This is a genomic window from Parafrigoribacterium soli (assembly GCF_040227235.1).
Lineage (GTDB): Bacteria > Actinomycetota > Actinomycetes > Actinomycetales > Microbacteriaceae > Parafrigoribacterium_A > Parafrigoribacterium_A soli.
Genome location: NZ_JBELNZ010000002.1, coordinates 682,204 through 696,228 on the forward strand (window position 1 = coordinate 682,204; position 14,025 = coordinate 696,228).

The following is a 14,025-nucleotide window of genomic DNA, read 5'->3' on the forward strand; positions in this document are numbered from 1 at the left end:
AGAGCTATTCGAGAATCGCTACTCGCATCTGAGCGGGTTGCGCAGTAACGGGTGCGATGCAGCGAGTGCTAGTGATATGCAAACCGGGACTCGGACTAGGTCGAGATTTCTACCGGGTGCACGATCACTGTAGCACCTTTGAAGTCGACGGCGAGCAGCAGCGGTTGCCAGGGCGTGCCGTGCTGTCGAGCCACCAGGTCTGCGGCAACGAGCCTTTGCGCGGGATCGCTGCAGAGCACGAGGATCGACGGCCCGGCGCCCGAGACGACGGCCGCGAGGCCTTCGGAGCGGAGCGCTGTGATGAGCGAGTCGGTCTCGGGCATGGCGCTTGCCCGGTAGCTCTGATGCAGTCTGTCTTCGGTCGCGGCGAGCAAGAGCTCCGGGCTCTGGATGAGGGCGGCGATGAGCAGGGCGGACCGGGAGACGTTGAAGATGGCGTCTTCGTGCGGCACCGACAGCGGACGGAGGCTGCGCGCGACCTCCGTCGACATGGTGCCCTGCGGCACGGCGATGAGGGGTGAGACGCCGCGGTGCACGATGAGCTTCTTGTGCTGCGGGCCCGCATCCGTGGTCCAGGCGATCGTGAGCCCGCCGAACAGTGCGGGCGCCACGTTGTCGGGGTGCCCCTCCATCTCGGTCGCGAGCGCGAGCAGCTTGCCGGAGCCGATCTCCACGATGCCGCCGAGCAATCCCTTGGCGGCCATGATGCCCGAGACGATGGCGGCGCCGGATGATCCGAGGCCGCGGCCGTGCGGAATCGAGTTGTGCGCGACCAGATCCAGCCCAGGCAGTTGCTGCCCGAGGGCGGCGAAGGTGTGCGCGATCGCCCGCACCACGAGGTTGCTCTCGTCGGTCGGCACCTCCCCCTCGCCTACGCCGATGACGCGAACGGAAACGCCGGGTTCGGCGCGCGCCGTCACAGTCAGCTCGTCGTAGAGCGACAGCGCGAGGCCGAGCGTGTCGAACCCCGGCCCGAGGTTTGCTGTGGTGGCTGGAACCTTGACCGTTACCGTGCGCCCGATCAGCCCAGCAGCAGCGGGAGTGGTCATGCACTCACTTTCGCGAGGCCGAGCACGCCGGCGATCTCAGCGGTGTCGACCGGAACGACGGTGGGCTTGACATCCGCGCCATCGGCCGTGCGCAGCGCCCACTGGGGGTCTTTGAGGCCGTGACCGGTGACGGTCAGAACGACCGTGGCATCCTTCGGGATCTCGCCCGCTGCTGAGCGCTCCAGGAGACCGGCAACGCTGATGGCGGAGGCGGGCTCGACGAAGATGCCCACCTCGCCGGCCAGAATGCGGTACGCCTCGAGGATGCGCTCATCCGAGATCGCGCCGAAGTAGCCGTTGCTGGCGTCGTGCGCCGCGGTCGCGAGCGCCCAGGATGCCGGGTTGCCGATGCGGATGGCGCTGGCGATGGTCTCGGGGTGCTTCACGACGTGGCCGCGCACGATGGGAGCGCTGCCCTCGGCCTGGAAGCCAAACATCCGGGGAAGCTTGGTGGTGGCGCCGCGCTCGAGTTCCTCGGAGTAGCCGCGGAAGTATGCGGTGTAGTTGCCCGCGTTGCCGACGGGGACGATGTGGAAGTCTGGCGCATCCTCGAGCACCTCGACGACCTCGAAGGCGGCGGTCTTCTGCCCGTCGATGCGGTCGGGGTTGACGGAGTTGACGAGGTGAACCGGGTAGTTGTTCGCGAGTTCCCGAGCGATGTCGAGGCAGTCGTCGAAGTTGCCCTGCACCTGCAGGAGCTCCGCGTTGTGCGCGATGGCCTGGGCCAGCTTGCCCATCGCGATCTTGCCCTCCGGCACGAGCACGGCGGCCTTGATGCCGGCGTGGGTTGCGTAGGCGGCGGCTGACGCCGAGGTGTTGCCGGTGGAGGCGCAGATGACGGCCTTGGCTCCCTGCTCCACGGCCTTCGAGACGGCCATGGTCATCCCCCGGTCCTTGAAGGAGCCGGTGGGGTTCATGCCCTCGTACTTGACCCACACCTTGGCGCCGGTGCGCGCGGAGAGCGCCGGAGCGGGAATCAGCGGTGTTCCGCCCTCGCCCAGGGTGACGATGGGCGTGCTGTCTGAGACGTTCAGACGATCGGCGTACTCGCGCAGAACTCCGCGCCACTGCTTGGCCATTAGATACCTTCTACTCTTAATACTGAGGTGACAGAACTCACGACGTCGCTCGCTTCGAGGGCTGTGACCGTCGCGGAGAGATCGGATTCGGATGCCTTGTGGGTACCGATAACAAGGGTAGCGGTGGCTGAACCACCGTCTGCGCGCACCGACTGCTCCACCGCCTCGACCGAGACCCCGTGGTCGCTGAACATGGTGGCGACCGCGGCGAGCACGCCCGGCTCGTCGATGACGCTGAGGGTGATCTGGTAGCGCGTCGTGATGCGCGAGATCGGCAGGATGGGCAGGTTCGCGTGGGTCGATTCCGCGACGCCCGGGCCGCCGATGACGTGCCTGCGGGCCGCCGAGACCAGGTCGCCGAGAACCGCGGATGCCGTTTCCTTGCCACCAGCACCGGCACCGTAGAACATGAGGTCGCCCGCGGCCTCGGCCTCGACGAAGACCGCGTTCTTCGCGCCATGCACCGCCGCGAGCGGGTGGTCGCGGGGCACGAGCGCGGGGTAGACCCTGGCCGAGACGCCCTCTTCGCCGGTTTCGGCATCCGTGAGCCGCTCGCTGATCGACAGCAGCTTGACGACGTAACCAGCCTTGCGCGCCTCGGCCACCTGCTCGAGCGTGACGGTCGTGATGCCCTCGCGGTGCACGCGGTCGAGCGGCACCGTGGTGTGGAAGGCGAGGCTCGCGAGGATCGCGGTCTTCTGCGCGGCGTCGAAGCCCTCGACGTCCGCAGAGGGGTCGGACTTCTCTGCGTAACCGAGCTCGGTGGCCACGGCGAGGGCGTCTTCGAGGCTCTCCCCCGTGGTGTCCATGCGATCGAGGATGAAGTTGGTCGTGCCATTGACGATGCCGAGGATACGCCGGATGCGATCGCCCGCGAGGCTGTCGCGCAGTGGCCGGATGATCGGGATGGCTCCGGCGACGGCGGCCTCGTAGTACAGCTGGGCACCCACCTGCTCCGCGGCCTCGAACAGCTCCGGACCGTGGGTGGCGAGGAGTGCCTTGTTGCCGGTGATGACATCCGCGCCGGAGTTGAGCGCCTGCAGGATGTAGCTGCGCGCGGGTTCGAGGCCGCCCATCAGCTCGATGACGATGTCTGCGCCGAGGATCAGCGACTCGGCGTCGGTAGTGATGAGTTCCTGCGGGATGTGCGCGGTGCGCGCGGCCTCCGGGTCCCGCACGGCGACGCCGACGAGCTCGAGCCCCGCTCCGGCGCGCTGGGCCAGCTCTTCGCCGTGCTGCAGGAGCAGCGAGGCGACCTGGGCGCCGACAGATCCGGCCCCGAGCAGGGCGACTCGCAGGTTGCGGTACTCGATCATCGTGTTTCCTCACCGGTTGTTGGGCCTGTCGGGATACCCGCGTCTCGTGAAAGCAGGTCGGCCTCGGTTTCGCCACGCACTATGACGCGTGCCGCTCCATTGAGCACGGCCACCACGGGCGGCCGGCCGAGATAGTTGTAGTTGCTCGCGAGCGACCAGCAGTATGCACCTGTCGCAGGCACCGCCACGAGGTCGTCGGGGCGCACGTCGCCGGGCAGGTAGTCCGCGTGCACGACGATGTCGCCGCTCTCGCAGTGCTTGCCGGCGATGCGTACGAGCGCGGGATCGGCATCCGACGCCCGGCTCGCGATGCGCACCGAGTATTCGGCGGCATAGAGCGCGGGGCGCACGTTGTCGCTCATGCCGCCGTCGATACTCACATACTTGCGGATGGCGCTGCCGCGCTCGAGCGAGACCTCGACGTCTTTGACTGTGCCCACCGTGTACAGCGTCGTGGTGGACGGCCCGATGATCGCGCGGCCGGGCTCGACGGCGACGACGGGTACGGGAATGTCGAGCCTCGCGCACTCCGCGGCCACGATGTCAGCGAGCCTGCGTGCGAGCTCGCCGAGCGAGAGCGCGACATCGACGCTCGTGTAGGCGATGCCGAAGCCACCGCCGAGGTTGAGCTCGGGCACCGGGCCGTCGGCGAGCAGCCGCGCGTGCAGCTCGAGGAGGCGCGAAGCCGCCTCGGCGAAGCCCTCCGAGTCGAAGATCTGGGAGCCGATGTGCGAGTGAAGGCCGAGGAATTCGAGGCTGGGGCGCGCGCGGATGGCGGCCACGGCATCCGCCGCGTCGGCGAGCGCGATGCCGAACTTCTGGTCTTCTCTGGCCGTCGCGAGGTACTCGTGGGTGTGGGCGTGCACGCCGCTGTTGACCCGCAGCCGCACCGACTGCACGACGCCGTGACGGGCGGCCGCCTCGGCGACGCGGTCGATCTCGACGATGCTGTCGATCACGATCACGCCGACTCCGGTGGCGACGGCACGGTCGATCTCGGCGATGGACTTGTTGTTGCCGTGGAAACCGAGCCTCGACGGGTCGATGCTTGCGGCGAGCGCCACAGCGAGTTCGCCGCCGCTGCAGACGTCGATGTTGAGCCCGGCCTCGGTCACCCAGCGAGCGATCTCGGCGCTGAGGAACGCCTTGCCCGCGTAGTAGACCTTGGCGGCGGAGCCGACGCGAGCGAACTCGCGGGAGAAGGCCTCGTGCGCCTCCTCGGCGCGGCCGCGCGCATCCGCTTCGTCGACGACGTAGACGGGTGTGCCGAACTCGCCCGCAATGCGTGAAGCGGTGACGCCGCCGATCTCGATCTCACCGGATGCGGTGCGAGCGGAGCGGCGCGACCACACCGAAGCGGCCAGCGCGTTCGCGTCGGCGGGGTGGGCCAGCCACTCCGGGGCGAGCGGGTTGAGAGTCAAAGGGGAACCTCACGGGTGTCTGCGGGTGGAGCGATGCGAACCTGGCACGGTTCCTGAAGTCCCCTGAATCTTATTACGAGTGCCGAGACCGCTCGCCCGGCGTTACTTCGAAGGGCAGGTTCCGCGGCTCGCCAGCAGCTTGCTGTTCAGCACAGCGTTCTGCGCCGAGACGGTGAGCTGAATGCTCTTGCCGGTGATGAAGACACTCTCGAGGGTGAAGTTCTTGGGCAGCAGTGGCGCGACACACACGGCATGGTTTACGAACAGTGCGTCGGTGAGTGAGCCGAATGCGGAGGCCTTCAGCTGCTTGCCCGTGAAGGACTGCCCATTGATCACGATCGAGGAGGGCGTGAGCACGAGCTGCCCCTTGCTCGCCGATGGGGTGAACTCGATGCCGACGGGCAGCGAATAGCCGAACAGTGTCACCTCGGTTCCCAGAGTGACCTTGCCGTCGGCGATCGCGATCTGCTTCGGTGCGAGGCCCGGCACGGTGGAGAACAGAGCCTTAAGCGCGGTCTGGTCGGTGACGAAGACAAAGCGAGCGAGTGCGGTCGGCTTGCTCGTATCGAGCGGGATGCCGCTGGCCGTGAGTTGGGCGGAACCGGCGAGCTCGCCCAGCGAGAGCCTCGCGATGCCTACGTCGACCTTGTCGAGGCTGCCCGAAAGGAGCTGCACGAGCACGGACGTTCCGCCGACGCTCACGTCGACAGGCGTGCTCGCAGGCACGGCGAGCGACGTGCGCACCTGCTTCGCAATCTGGTCGGCGACGATGCCCCGTGCCGCGTTGTCGGCCACGATCGCGGCCACCACGAGAAGGGAAATGATGCCGGCGGTGACCACGAAGCGCAGCGTGGTCCTGACCCTGCGTTTCGGCTTGAGCGTCTTCCCTGTGCGCGCGCTCGCCTGAGTTCGCACCGGCCTTCCGGGCGCTTGCTTCGGCGGGAGCGTCATTCGCTACATTCTGGCGGGGGCCGATACGCCGAGCAAGCCCAGCCCGTTGCGCAACACCTGACCGGTGGCATCATTCAGCCACAGTCGGGTGCGGTGCAGGTCGCTGACTGTCTCGTCGCCCAGCGGGGTGACGCGGCAGTTGTCGTACCAGCGGTGATACGCGCCAGCGAGTTCCTCGAGATAGCGGGCGATGCGATGCGGTTCGCGCAGTTCCGCGGCCTGGGCGAGCACCCGAGTGTATTCACCGAGGATGCCGAGAAGGTTGTTCTCCGTGTCGTGCGTCAGCAGCTCGGGGCTGAATGCGCTGCGATCCACGCCGGACGCCGCGGCGTTGTTCGCCACCGAGTTGGTGCGCGCATGCGCATACTGCACGTAGAAGACGGGGTTGTCATTGGTGCGGCGCACGAGTAGATCGAGATCGATGTCCAATTGCGAATCGGCCGAGCTGCGCACGAGGGCGTAGCGGGCGGCATCCACCCCCACCGCCTCGACGAGGTCTTCGAGCGTGACGACGGTACCGGCGCGCTTGCTCATGCGCACGGGCTCGCCGTCGCGCATGACGGTGACGAGCTGGCCGATCATGATCTCGAGGTTGACGCCCGGCACGTCGCCGAAGGCGGCGGTCATGGCCATGAGCCGCTTGACGTAGCCGTGGTGGTCGGCACCGAGCATGATGATGTTGCGCTCGAAGCCGCGCTCGCGCTTGTTCAGGTAGTAGGCGAGATCCCCCGAGATGTAGGCCGCCTCGCCGTCGCTCTTGATGACGACGCGGTCTTTGTCATCGCCGAACTCGGTGGTGCGCAGCCAGGTCGCGCCGTCCTGCTCGAAGACGTGGCCGAGCTCCCGCAGCCTCGCGACCGCGCGCTCGACGGAACCGCTCTCATGCAGCTCGTTCTCATGGAAGTAGACATCGAAGTCGACACCGAAGTCGTGCAGGCTCGCCTTGATGTCGCCGAACATGAAGTCGACACCGGATGCGCGGAAGACCTCCTGCGCGTCCTCCCGCGACAGCGCCGACAGGTCGCCGTCGTAGGCCGCGACCACCCTGTCTTTGATGTCGGAGATGTACTGGCCGGCGTAGCCGTCCTCGGGAGCCGGCTCACCTTTGAACGAAGCGAGGAGGCTGCGCGCGAAGCGGTCGATCTGCGCGCCGTGGTCGTTGAAGTAGTACTCGCGGGTGACGAGTCCACCCTGTGCCTGGAACACGCGAGCGAGGCTGTCGCCCACCGCGGCCCAGCGCACGCCGCCGATGTGAATCGGTCCGGTGGGGTTTGCAGAGACGAACTCGAGGTTTATCGTGACGCCGTCGTAGAGGTCGCCGCGACCGAAGGCCTCGCCCTGCTCGACGATCGTCTTCGCCAGGGCGCCCGCGGCAGCGGCATCCAGCCTGATGTTGATGAAGCCGGGGCCCGCGACCTCGACGGAAGCGACGCCGTCGACCGCCTCGAGACCGGCGGCGAAGTCTGCCGCGAGTTCGCGCGGGTTGAGCCCGAGCGGCTTCGCGAGCTTCATGGCGATGTTTGCGGCCCAGTCGCCGTGATCGCGGTTCTTCGGGCGCTCGAGGCTCACGTCTGCGAGGGTGAGTGGGGTCGGCCGCACGGCGCCTCGACGCTCCAGCGCAGCGTTCACGATGGCGAGCAACTGGGCGGAGAGCTGGGCTGGAGTCACGGGAAGCGATTCTATCGTGCGGCCCGCGCGCGCCCTCGCGGTCGCCCCCGTCGCCGTGGGTGAGAATTGACACCGGCACAGGAGGGGGATCCGATGGCATCCACAACAGGCGGCATGACGGCCCGAATCACGGTAATCACGGCGATCGCGCTGCTCGCGCTCACCGGGTGCAAGGACACGGCGCATCCGACCGCGAGCACCGCCCCGAGTCGTTCCACCTCATCGAGTTCCGCGAGTGCGACGCCGGAGGCAACAGCGCATGCGACTGCTGCACCGAGTCAGGCTGCGGGAACACCGCTCGGCGTCGGCTGCGAGCAACTCGTCTCGCTGCAGCAGATGTACGACTTCAACCCCAACTTCAGCCTCGACGCCGACTACACGCCGAAGTCCGGCAGCAGCGCGAGCGCGGCGCTCAAGTACCGGGGCATTGCGTGCAACTGGGTGAATCAGACCAGCGGCGAGACGATCAGTTTCGCTGCTGCCCACCCCGCGGCATCCGACCTTGCGGCTCTGAAGCGTGCTGCGGCCTCGGGCACGGCGGTTTCGGGTCTCGGCGACGCGGCCTGGTTCAGCAAGAGCGGTGAAACGGGCGAGCTGCAGGTGTTCCGCGGCCCGTACTGGGTCACGGCAACCTCGGTCTTCTTCGGCACCGCGGATGACGCGAAGCAACTCGCCGAGGATGCCGTCGCCGCCGTGAAGTAGCCCACTTCGTTCCCGTACGTCTCGCTCCCCTGTGCCAAGCGTTCAGCGGCGTGTCAACGGCCGTCTTGTTCGTAACTCAGGCAGATCTCACGTTGAGCGCTCGCCGAGCCCGAGAACTCCCCGTTTCGACCGCGGGTGGCGACGAAACTGCCTGAGTTATGGTTGACATCCGCTGTTCACATCGCCAGCAGAATCACACTGAGGCTTGTTGCGCCAACGATCAAGGCGCCGTCCAGACCGTCGCCGCTGGGGTAACCTTGGTCAGTACTCCTGGCCCCCATAGCTCAGGGGATAGAGCACTGCCCTCCGGAGGCAGGGGCCGCAGTTCGAATCTGCGTGGGGGCACCACCGCCTTTCGCCTCATGCAGGCCACGGCAGGTCTCGATTTTTGCTCGCGCCTCGACATCCGGTGGCCCGCGTTACAGGATGGGAGCATCCGTTCTCTTGGGAGGTGTCATGCGAGCCAGTGGCTGGGTCCTGATCGCGATGGTCGTGTGCGCGGTTCCCCTCGCCATCGGCGTCGCAACCGGGCAGAGTTGGCCTCCCTACGTGACGTACGCGGGATGGGGTGTGGTGATCGTCACGAGCATCGTCCGCGCGCTGTTACCGAAGCGCGGCTCACGGCCGACGTCGAGCGCGATCGCGGGAGCCGGCGACGTCTACAACGAGCTGTACCTGGCTCGACCGCGCATCCCGGTGACGTTCGGCAACCCCGTCGACGTCACAGACGGAGAGACCCTCGATCGGCCGGACGAACTCGCGGACGGCAAGGTCACGCTGTCACTGCCCGACGAAAACCAGCCGAGCTGACATCCGGAGTCCATCCACGCGTCCCAACGGAGGATCACCTGTCTGAGAACCCCGTCGCCATCGTCGGCCCCGGCGCCGTCGGTGGCCTGCTCGCCGCGCTGCTCGAGCGGGCGGGCGTCGATGCCGTCGCCGTAGCCCGGCCCGAGACGGCGCGGGCGATCAACGAACAGGGGCTGAGCATCCGCAGCCCGCACTTCGGCGACTGGACCTCGCGCCTGGAAGCCCGCAGCGACATCCCGACGGGTGCCCGCGTCATCGTGGCCACGAAGGCATTCTCGGTGCCAGCAGTCGCGGCATCCATCGGCGAAGCCCGTCCCACGGAGGTCGTCTCGCTGCTCAACGGGATGGAGCACATGGCGCTCCTGCGGGCGAGCGTGCATGGTGCGCCGGTCGCGGGGGCGACGATCGCGGTCGAGGCGTTGCGCGCATCCGTCACCGTTATCGATCACAAGAGTCCGTTCCTGACCATCGTGGTGCCGGCGGCCGCGGCGGAGTTCGCGACGGTGGCCGACCTCAACCGGGCCGGACTCGGCGTGCGCGTGGGCGGTTCCGAGGCGGAGGTGCTGTGGGCCAAGCTGCGCTTTCTCGCACCCATGGCGCTCCTGAGCTCCTACTGGCGCCAGTCGATCGGCCCGGCGCTCGAGCACGATCGAGAGCTGACCCGCACGCTGCTCGACGAGGTGGCCGCCGTCGCGACCGCGGATGGCGCCGCTGCGACTCCGGATGAGATTGCCACGGCACTCGGCAAGCTGCCGTCCCCGATGCGCTCGTCGCTCCAGGCGGACCTCGAGACGGGAGGCGACAGCGAACTCGACGCGATCGGTGGCGCGCTCATCCGACGTGGTGAATCGCACGGAATCGCCACGCCCACCATTGAACGCATCGTTCGAGAGCTCTCTGCCCGCACTGCTACCTGACGCTGAGGTGCTGGTCTCCGATGACCGACAGCAGCCTGAGCTTGTCGTAGCTCTCGGTGCCCGGCGACGCGGTCAACACGAGCAGCACCTGCGACTGGTCGGGATCGAGCAGGCTCTGACAGTGCAGGTCGATGAGGCCAAGCTCCGGGTGAACGAAGGTCTTGTCCTCCGTGTAACGAAGCCCGACCTGGTGATCGCGCCACACCGCGCGGAATTCCGCGCTCATCCGGCTCAGCGATGCCGCCAGCGCCGCGGCCGGCGAGCGCTCGCCCTCGGCCACGGCCCTTTCACGCAGCTGGGCGACGAAGACGCGGCCGTGATGATCATGATCCTTCTCGGGATAGATGTTCCGCGACGACGGATCGGTGAACCACCGATAGACGTTGGCGCGTTCTGGGCCGGTGAAGCGGGTCTGGTCGCCCAGAAGCGCAACCGCGAGCTCGGTCTGCACGAGGGTCTCGCCGAGCCTCGTCATGATTTGGGCGGGGATGTCCTCGAGGCGATCGAGCACGCGCATCAGCCCGGGGTTGACGTGCTCGGCACGCAGCACGCGTTTCGGCGCACTGTGGCCGGTCAGCAGGAACAGGTGGTCACGCTCCGCGAGCGTGAGGCGGAGTGCGCGGGCGATCGCCGCGGCCATCTGCTCGGAGGGCTGCGGTCCATTTCCGCGCTCGAGGCGTGCGTAATAGTCGGTGGACATGCCTGCGAGCTCGGCGACCTCTTCCCTCCGGAGTCCCGGCGTGCGGCGACGCGGACCGCGCGAGAGTCCGACGTCCTCGGGCTGCAGCGCCACGCGGCGGGTGCGAAGGAAGTCGGCGAGCTCGGGTTGATCCACTGGTCTACTCTCGCGTGTCTGAGTTCGGTTATCCACTGACTGTCGATCAGCGGATAACCGCTTCCTTGTTGGTCGTTTCCGCCGCGGCTGAACTTGAGCCATGAACATCACAGGAAACACCATTCTCATCACCGGCGGAACCTCCGGCATCGGCCTCGGTCTGGGTCTTCGCTTCCACTCCGCGGGCAATACGGTCATCATCACCGGTCGCCGCCGGGAACTCCTCGACTCCATCGCCGAAGCGAACCCGGGCATCATCGGGCTGCCGCTGGATGTCGATGACCCTGCCTCGATCGACGCCCTGCGCTCCATAGTGGAGCGCGACCACCCCGAGGTCAACGTGCTCATCGCAGCCGCAGGCATCATGCGCCCGGAGAACCTGCTCGACCCCGCCCACCTGGAGACGGCAGAGGCGACGATCAGCTCGAATCTGCTCGGTCCGATCCGCACGATCACGGCGTTCACCCCGCTCCTGGCCGGCCAGCCGAACGCGACGATCATCACGGTCTCCTCCGGCCTGGCCTTCGTTCCGCTCGCGGCGACCCCGACCTACAACGCGACGAAGTCGGCCATTCACGCGTACACCGAGGTGCTGCGCCACCAGTTGGCACCCGCGGGCGTGCAGGTTCTCGAGCTCGCGCCGCCTGCCGTGCAGACTGCCCTCATGGGACAGGAGAACTCCGACCGCGCGATGCCGCTGGACGACTTCCTGAGCGAGGTCATGGGCATCCTGCGCGATGAGCCGGATGCGAAGGAGATCCTCGTGGAGAACGTCAAGTTCCTGCGGTACGCCACGGCCGAGGGCTCGTACGACAAGGTGTTCGCGATGTTGGCGGCGCACTGATCGCGTAATTTTTCGGGCCGTCTCGCACTTCGGGAACGTGCGGTCAGGCATCCGCGGTGTATTCGAGGATGTCGCCCGGCTGGCAGGTGAGCACCCGGCAGATCGCGTCGAGCGTCGTGAAGCGCACGGCCTTGGCGCGGGAGTTCTTGAGAACGGAGATGTTGGCGATCGTGATGCCCACCGCATCCGCGAGTTCGGTGACGGACATCTTGCGGCGCGCGAGCATGACATCCAGGTTCACGACGATCGCCATCAGACCACTTCTTCGAGGTACGCGGCGTGATCGCTCGCCTTGCGCAGTAGTCCGCGCAGGGCGACGAGCACGAGGGCCAGGGTGGTGCTGCCGACCATGACTGCAAGGAGCCCGTACGTGAGGAGCGGCGGGCCACCGAGCTGGAGAACGACGTTCTGGATGACGAACATCACCCCGGCTAGCGCGGTTGCGAGGAGGAGCGCGGCAATCATGATCGCCACCCATACGAAGGCCCGCTTCGTGAAGATGCGGTCTCGATCGACAAGTCTCAGCAGCATCCAGATGGATGCGAGCACGATCTGGCCGCATGCGATGACAGCGATGCACATCGCCAAGAACGGGGCATAGAGATAGGCGACCTGCGGATTGAGGTCACGCGCCTGAGCTGCGATTCCGGGAAGGATTAGGAGCTGCACGCCGAGCGCGGCGAAGAACAGCACGAGGACGAGGATCTGAGAAGTGATGACGGCGAGTTTGGTCATGGGAAGATCCTTCTTATCGATTAACAATATGAGCTTATCGATACTCGATCTCGAGCGCGACACTCTCTATCGCATGGCTGTATCAACGTCTTGACACAAGGTTCCCCGGGCTGTACCGTCCAGTTGATACAGGATGGAGATGACGATGGCCGAAGAAGCGTTGTACTCAGCCGCGGCCTTGAGCGCGGTGGTGATCGTGGGAGCGATCATCGGCATCCTGCGGGTACGAGGCCCCTACCTCGGCGTCGGCTCTGCTGCTCTGGGTCGCACCCAAAGAGCCGCCTTTGTCCGAACTGCCTCCGCGGTGCTTGTCACGCTCCTGGTCTTTGGAGCCGCGGTTCTGGCCCATCTGGCGTTCCCGCTGTGGCAGGGCGTCTCGTTCCTGGTGGCGCCCTCGCTCAGCACCGCTGCCGGCTTGGCGGTGTTCGCGGTTTTTCCCGCAGTTCCCATCGAGGGCCAAGTAGACCGCCACATCGCGAGCCTCGACCGTCGAAACGCAAAGTCGCTCGCGTCGCCAAAGCTGCGCTGGACGTTTGTGAGCTCGACTGCGCTGTCGATGGCCGTGATCGCGGCGTGCGGATCGCTCTCCAGCGCACCACCGGATGGACGGTTCCTCTGCGCTGCCGTCTTCGACGTTCCTTGCACTGTAGGCGGCCCCTATCTTTTCCCCGGGTGGTATTTCGGGGTGCCGACTGCCGTCGCCGTGGTTCTGCTCGCAGCGTCGGTTGCCCTCGCGTTCAGACGCGTGGCAGTGTCGCCGGGGGCGGCATGGCCTGGGTTCGTCACCGCAGACATCGCGCTTCGTGAAAACGCCGCGCGACTCATCTTGTTTATTGGAATCGCGCCCATGATGTTGACCACCGGAATGCTGTTGGCGGCGGCAGGACTTCCGTTCCTTAATGCGCCGGTTCTCAACACCGGGCTGACGGGCGACGCGGCCCATTGGCTCTCCATGCTGGGGCTCGCTCTGCTTCTTGCTGGCGGCGTAGCCCTTCTGGCCGGTCTGGCATTCACCGTCGCGGCAGCGCTCAGCGGAATCAGCGCCGGAAGATTGCGACGAATGCCGCGCGACGACGGCACAAGCACCGTGGAGCAACCGGCATGATTACGATCGAAACAGCCGACCCCACGCCACCTTACGAACAGATCAGAGCGCAGATCGCTACCCTCATCCGGTCTGGTCAGCTTCCCGCAGGTCATCGACTGCCGTCGGTTCGGCAGTTAGCCGCCGATCTTCGTGCCGCGCCCGGCACCATCGCGCGCGCGTACCGTTCCCTCGAAGCTGCGGGGCTCGTCGAGTCCAGTCGCGCAAAGGGCACTCGTGTTCGGTCCGGTAAAGCGGTCTCCGACCAGGTCACCCGCACGATAGCCACCCTCGTTGATGCTCTCGTCGACGAAGACGTCGAGCTCGAGGACGTCGTTGCGGCAATCAGCACCGAGTGGCGTCGAGCGCACCCGGATGAGCCCATGGAACCGACGGCGATGTCTGCAAGCGAACACGCGGACGCACCGGAACTGAGTGCAATCCAGTGAGCAACGGGACAGGAGATACGCCAGCAGTTCGGACGGATGTGGGTGCCGAGTTCGCGACCCGATCGGTCGACATCACGTCGTTCGTTGTCGAACTGCTGACTCAGATCGAGCAGAACGAAGGTGCGCCGCCGCGTCGCAGGGATGACAGTGAATAGAGCCGTCGCT

At 66.7% G+C, this 14,025-nt stretch carries 15 protein-coding genes and 1 tRNA gene; 7 read left to right on the forward strand and 9 right to left on the reverse strand.

Going from position 1 to position 14,025, the window contains the following annotated elements; all coding sequences use genetic code 11:
• Positions 1 to 95 precede the first annotated feature (95 nt).
• The 6 genes from thrB to argS all read right to left on the reverse strand — a co-directional run bounded on the left by thrB (position 96) and on the right by argS (position 7,484).
• The gene (gene thrB, locus ABUA37_RS07550; protein ID WP_349898516.1) at positions 96 to 1,049 is read right to left on the reverse strand and encodes a homoserine kinase; all 954 of its coding nucleotides are present in this window, start codon (positions 1,047 to 1,049) and stop codon (positions 96 to 98) included.
• Positions 1,046 to 2,128: a threonine synthase gene (gene thrC / locus ABUA37_RS07555; protein WP_349898517.1), complete on the reverse strand. Its 1,083-nt coding sequence runs from the start codon at positions 2,126 to 2,128 to the stop codon at positions 1,046 to 1,048. The genes thrB and thrC overlap by 4 nt, the downstream gene beginning before the upstream one ends.
• Positions 2,128 to 3,444 (reverse strand): homoserine dehydrogenase, encoded by a 1,317-nt coding sequence (locus tag ABUA37_RS07560; protein ID WP_349898518.1) that lies wholly within the window; start codon positions 3,442 to 3,444, stop codon positions 2,128 to 2,130. The genes thrC and ABUA37_RS07560 overlap by 1 nt, the downstream gene beginning before the upstream one ends.
• Complete coding sequence (gene lysA, locus ABUA37_RS07565) at positions 3,441 to 4,865, reverse strand: diaminopimelate decarboxylase (protein WP_349898519.1); 1,425 nt, start codon at positions 4,863 to 4,865, stop codon at positions 3,441 to 3,443. The genes ABUA37_RS07560 and lysA overlap by 4 nt, the downstream gene beginning before the upstream one ends.
• Positions 4,866 to 4,967: 102 nt before the next feature.
• Positions 4,968 to 5,816 (reverse strand): LmeA family phospholipid-binding protein, encoded by an 849-nt coding sequence (locus ABUA37_RS07570; RefSeq protein WP_349898520.1) that lies wholly within the window; start codon positions 5,814 to 5,816, stop codon positions 4,968 to 4,970.
• 3 nt (positions 5,817 to 5,819) lie between these two features.
• The gene (gene argS / locus ABUA37_RS07575; protein WP_349898521.1) at positions 5,820 to 7,484 is read right to left on the reverse strand and encodes an arginine--tRNA ligase; all 1,665 of its coding nucleotides are present in this window, start codon (positions 7,482 to 7,484) and stop codon (positions 5,820 to 5,822) included.
• Between the two features lie 93 nt (positions 7,485 to 7,577).
• Here argS and ABUA37_RS07580 point away from each other — a divergent pair, with 93 nt between their 5' ends.
• The 4 genes from ABUA37_RS07580 (at position 7,578) to ABUA37_RS07595 (ending at position 9,913) form a co-directional block, all read left to right on the forward strand.
• The gene (locus ABUA37_RS07580; RefSeq protein WP_349898522.1) at positions 7,578 to 8,186 is read left to right on the forward strand and encodes a hypothetical protein; all 609 of its coding nucleotides are present in this window, start codon (positions 7,578 to 7,580) and stop codon (positions 8,184 to 8,186) included.
• A 273-nt stretch (positions 8,187 to 8,459) separates the two neighbouring features.
• Positions 8,460 to 8,534 (forward strand) — tRNA-Arg (locus tag ABUA37_RS07585).
• Positions 8,535 to 8,642: 108 nt separating this feature from the next.
• Positions 8,643 to 8,996, forward strand: a complete 354-nt coding sequence (locus tag ABUA37_RS07590) for a hypothetical protein (RefSeq protein WP_349898659.1) — start codon at positions 8,643 to 8,645, stop codon at positions 8,994 to 8,996.
• 98 nt (positions 8,997 to 9,094) lie between these two features.
• Positions 9,095 to 9,913, forward strand: a complete 819-nt coding sequence (locus ABUA37_RS07595) for a ketopantoate reductase family protein (RefSeq protein WP_349898652.1) — start codon at positions 9,095 to 9,097, stop codon at positions 9,911 to 9,913.
• Here the strand turns inward: ABUA37_RS07595 and ABUA37_RS07600 are convergent.
• The gene (locus tag ABUA37_RS07600) at positions 9,906 to 10,748 is read right to left on the reverse strand and encodes a helix-turn-helix transcriptional regulator (protein ID WP_349898523.1); all 843 of its coding nucleotides are present in this window, start codon (positions 10,746 to 10,748) and stop codon (positions 9,906 to 9,908) included. The two genes, ABUA37_RS07595 and ABUA37_RS07600, sit on opposite strands and share 8 nt — an antisense overlap.
• 100 nt (positions 10,749 to 10,848) lie before the next feature.
• Here ABUA37_RS07600 and ABUA37_RS07605 point away from each other — a divergent pair, with 100 nt between their 5' ends.
• Positions 10,849 to 11,592 (forward strand): SDR family oxidoreductase, encoded by a 744-nt coding sequence (locus ABUA37_RS07605; RefSeq protein ID WP_349898524.1) that lies wholly within the window; start codon positions 10,849 to 10,851, stop codon positions 11,590 to 11,592.
• 43 nt (positions 11,593 to 11,635) lie between these two features.
• Here ABUA37_RS07605 and ABUA37_RS07610 read toward each other — a convergent pair whose 3' ends face one another.
• On the reverse strand, positions 11,636 to 11,845 hold the full coding sequence (locus tag ABUA37_RS07610; RefSeq protein WP_349898525.1) for a helix-turn-helix domain-containing protein: 210 nt from the start codon (positions 11,843 to 11,845) through the stop codon (positions 11,636 to 11,638).
• The gene (locus tag ABUA37_RS07615; RefSeq protein ID WP_349898526.1) at positions 11,845 to 12,327 is read right to left on the reverse strand and encodes a DUF2975 domain-containing protein; all 483 of its coding nucleotides are present in this window, start codon (positions 12,325 to 12,327) and stop codon (positions 11,845 to 11,847) included. The genes ABUA37_RS07610 and ABUA37_RS07615 overlap by 1 nt, the downstream gene beginning before the upstream one ends.
• Positions 12,328 to 12,472: 145 nt before the next feature.
• Here ABUA37_RS07615 and ABUA37_RS07620 point away from each other — a divergent pair, with 145 nt between their 5' ends.
• Positions 12,473 to 13,432: a hypothetical protein gene (locus tag ABUA37_RS07620; RefSeq protein ID WP_349898527.1), complete on the forward strand. Its 960-nt coding sequence runs from the start codon at positions 12,473 to 12,475 to the stop codon at positions 13,430 to 13,432.
• Positions 13,429 to 13,860, forward strand: coding sequence for a GntR family transcriptional regulator (locus tag ABUA37_RS07625; protein ID WP_349898528.1), 432 nt, complete (start codon positions 13,429 to 13,431; stop codon positions 13,858 to 13,860). The genes ABUA37_RS07620 and ABUA37_RS07625 overlap by 4 nt, the downstream gene beginning before the upstream one ends.
• Positions 13,861 to 14,025: the final 165 nt, after the last annotated feature.

Coding starts and splice junctions, on each gene's coding strand:
- ABUA37_RS07615 (WP_349898526.1), bottom strand. CDS start 12,327: ATGACCAAACTCGCCGTCATCACTTCTCAGATCCTCGTCCTCGTGCTG.
- thrB (WP_349898516.1), bottom strand. CDS start 1,049: ATGACCACTCCCGCTGCTGCTGGGCTGATCGGGCGCACGGTAACGGTC.
- ABUA37_RS07620 (WP_349898527.1), top strand. CDS start 12,473: ATGGCCGAAGAAGCGTTGTACTCAGCCGCGGCCTTGAGCGCGGTGGTG.
- ABUA37_RS07570 (WP_349898520.1), bottom strand. CDS start 5,816: ATGACGCTCCCGCCGAAGCAAGCGCCCGGAAGGCCGGTGCGAACTCAG.
- ABUA37_RS07605 (WP_349898524.1), top strand. CDS start 10,849: ATGAACATCACAGGAAACACCATTCTCATCACCGGCGGAACCTCCGGC.
- ABUA37_RS07590 (WP_349898659.1), top strand. CDS start 8,643: ATGCGAGCCAGTGGCTGGGTCCTGATCGCGATGGTCGTGTGCGCGGTT.
- thrC (WP_349898517.1), bottom strand. CDS start 2,128: ATGGCCAAGCAGTGGCGCGGAGTTCTGCGCGAGTACGCCGATCGTCTG.
- ABUA37_RS07580 (WP_349898522.1), top strand. CDS start 7,578: ATGGCATCCACAACAGGCGGCATGACGGCCCGAATCACGGTAATCACG.
- ABUA37_RS07625 (WP_349898528.1), top strand. CDS start 13,429: ATGATTACGATCGAAACAGCCGACCCCACGCCACCTTACGAACAGATC.
- ABUA37_RS07610 (WP_349898525.1), bottom strand. CDS start 11,845: ATGGCGATCGTCGTGAACCTGGATGTCATGCTCGCGCGCCGCAAGATG.
- ABUA37_RS07560 (WP_349898518.1), bottom strand. CDS start 3,444: ATGATCGAGTACCGCAACCTGCGAGTCGCCCTGCTCGGGGCCGGATCT.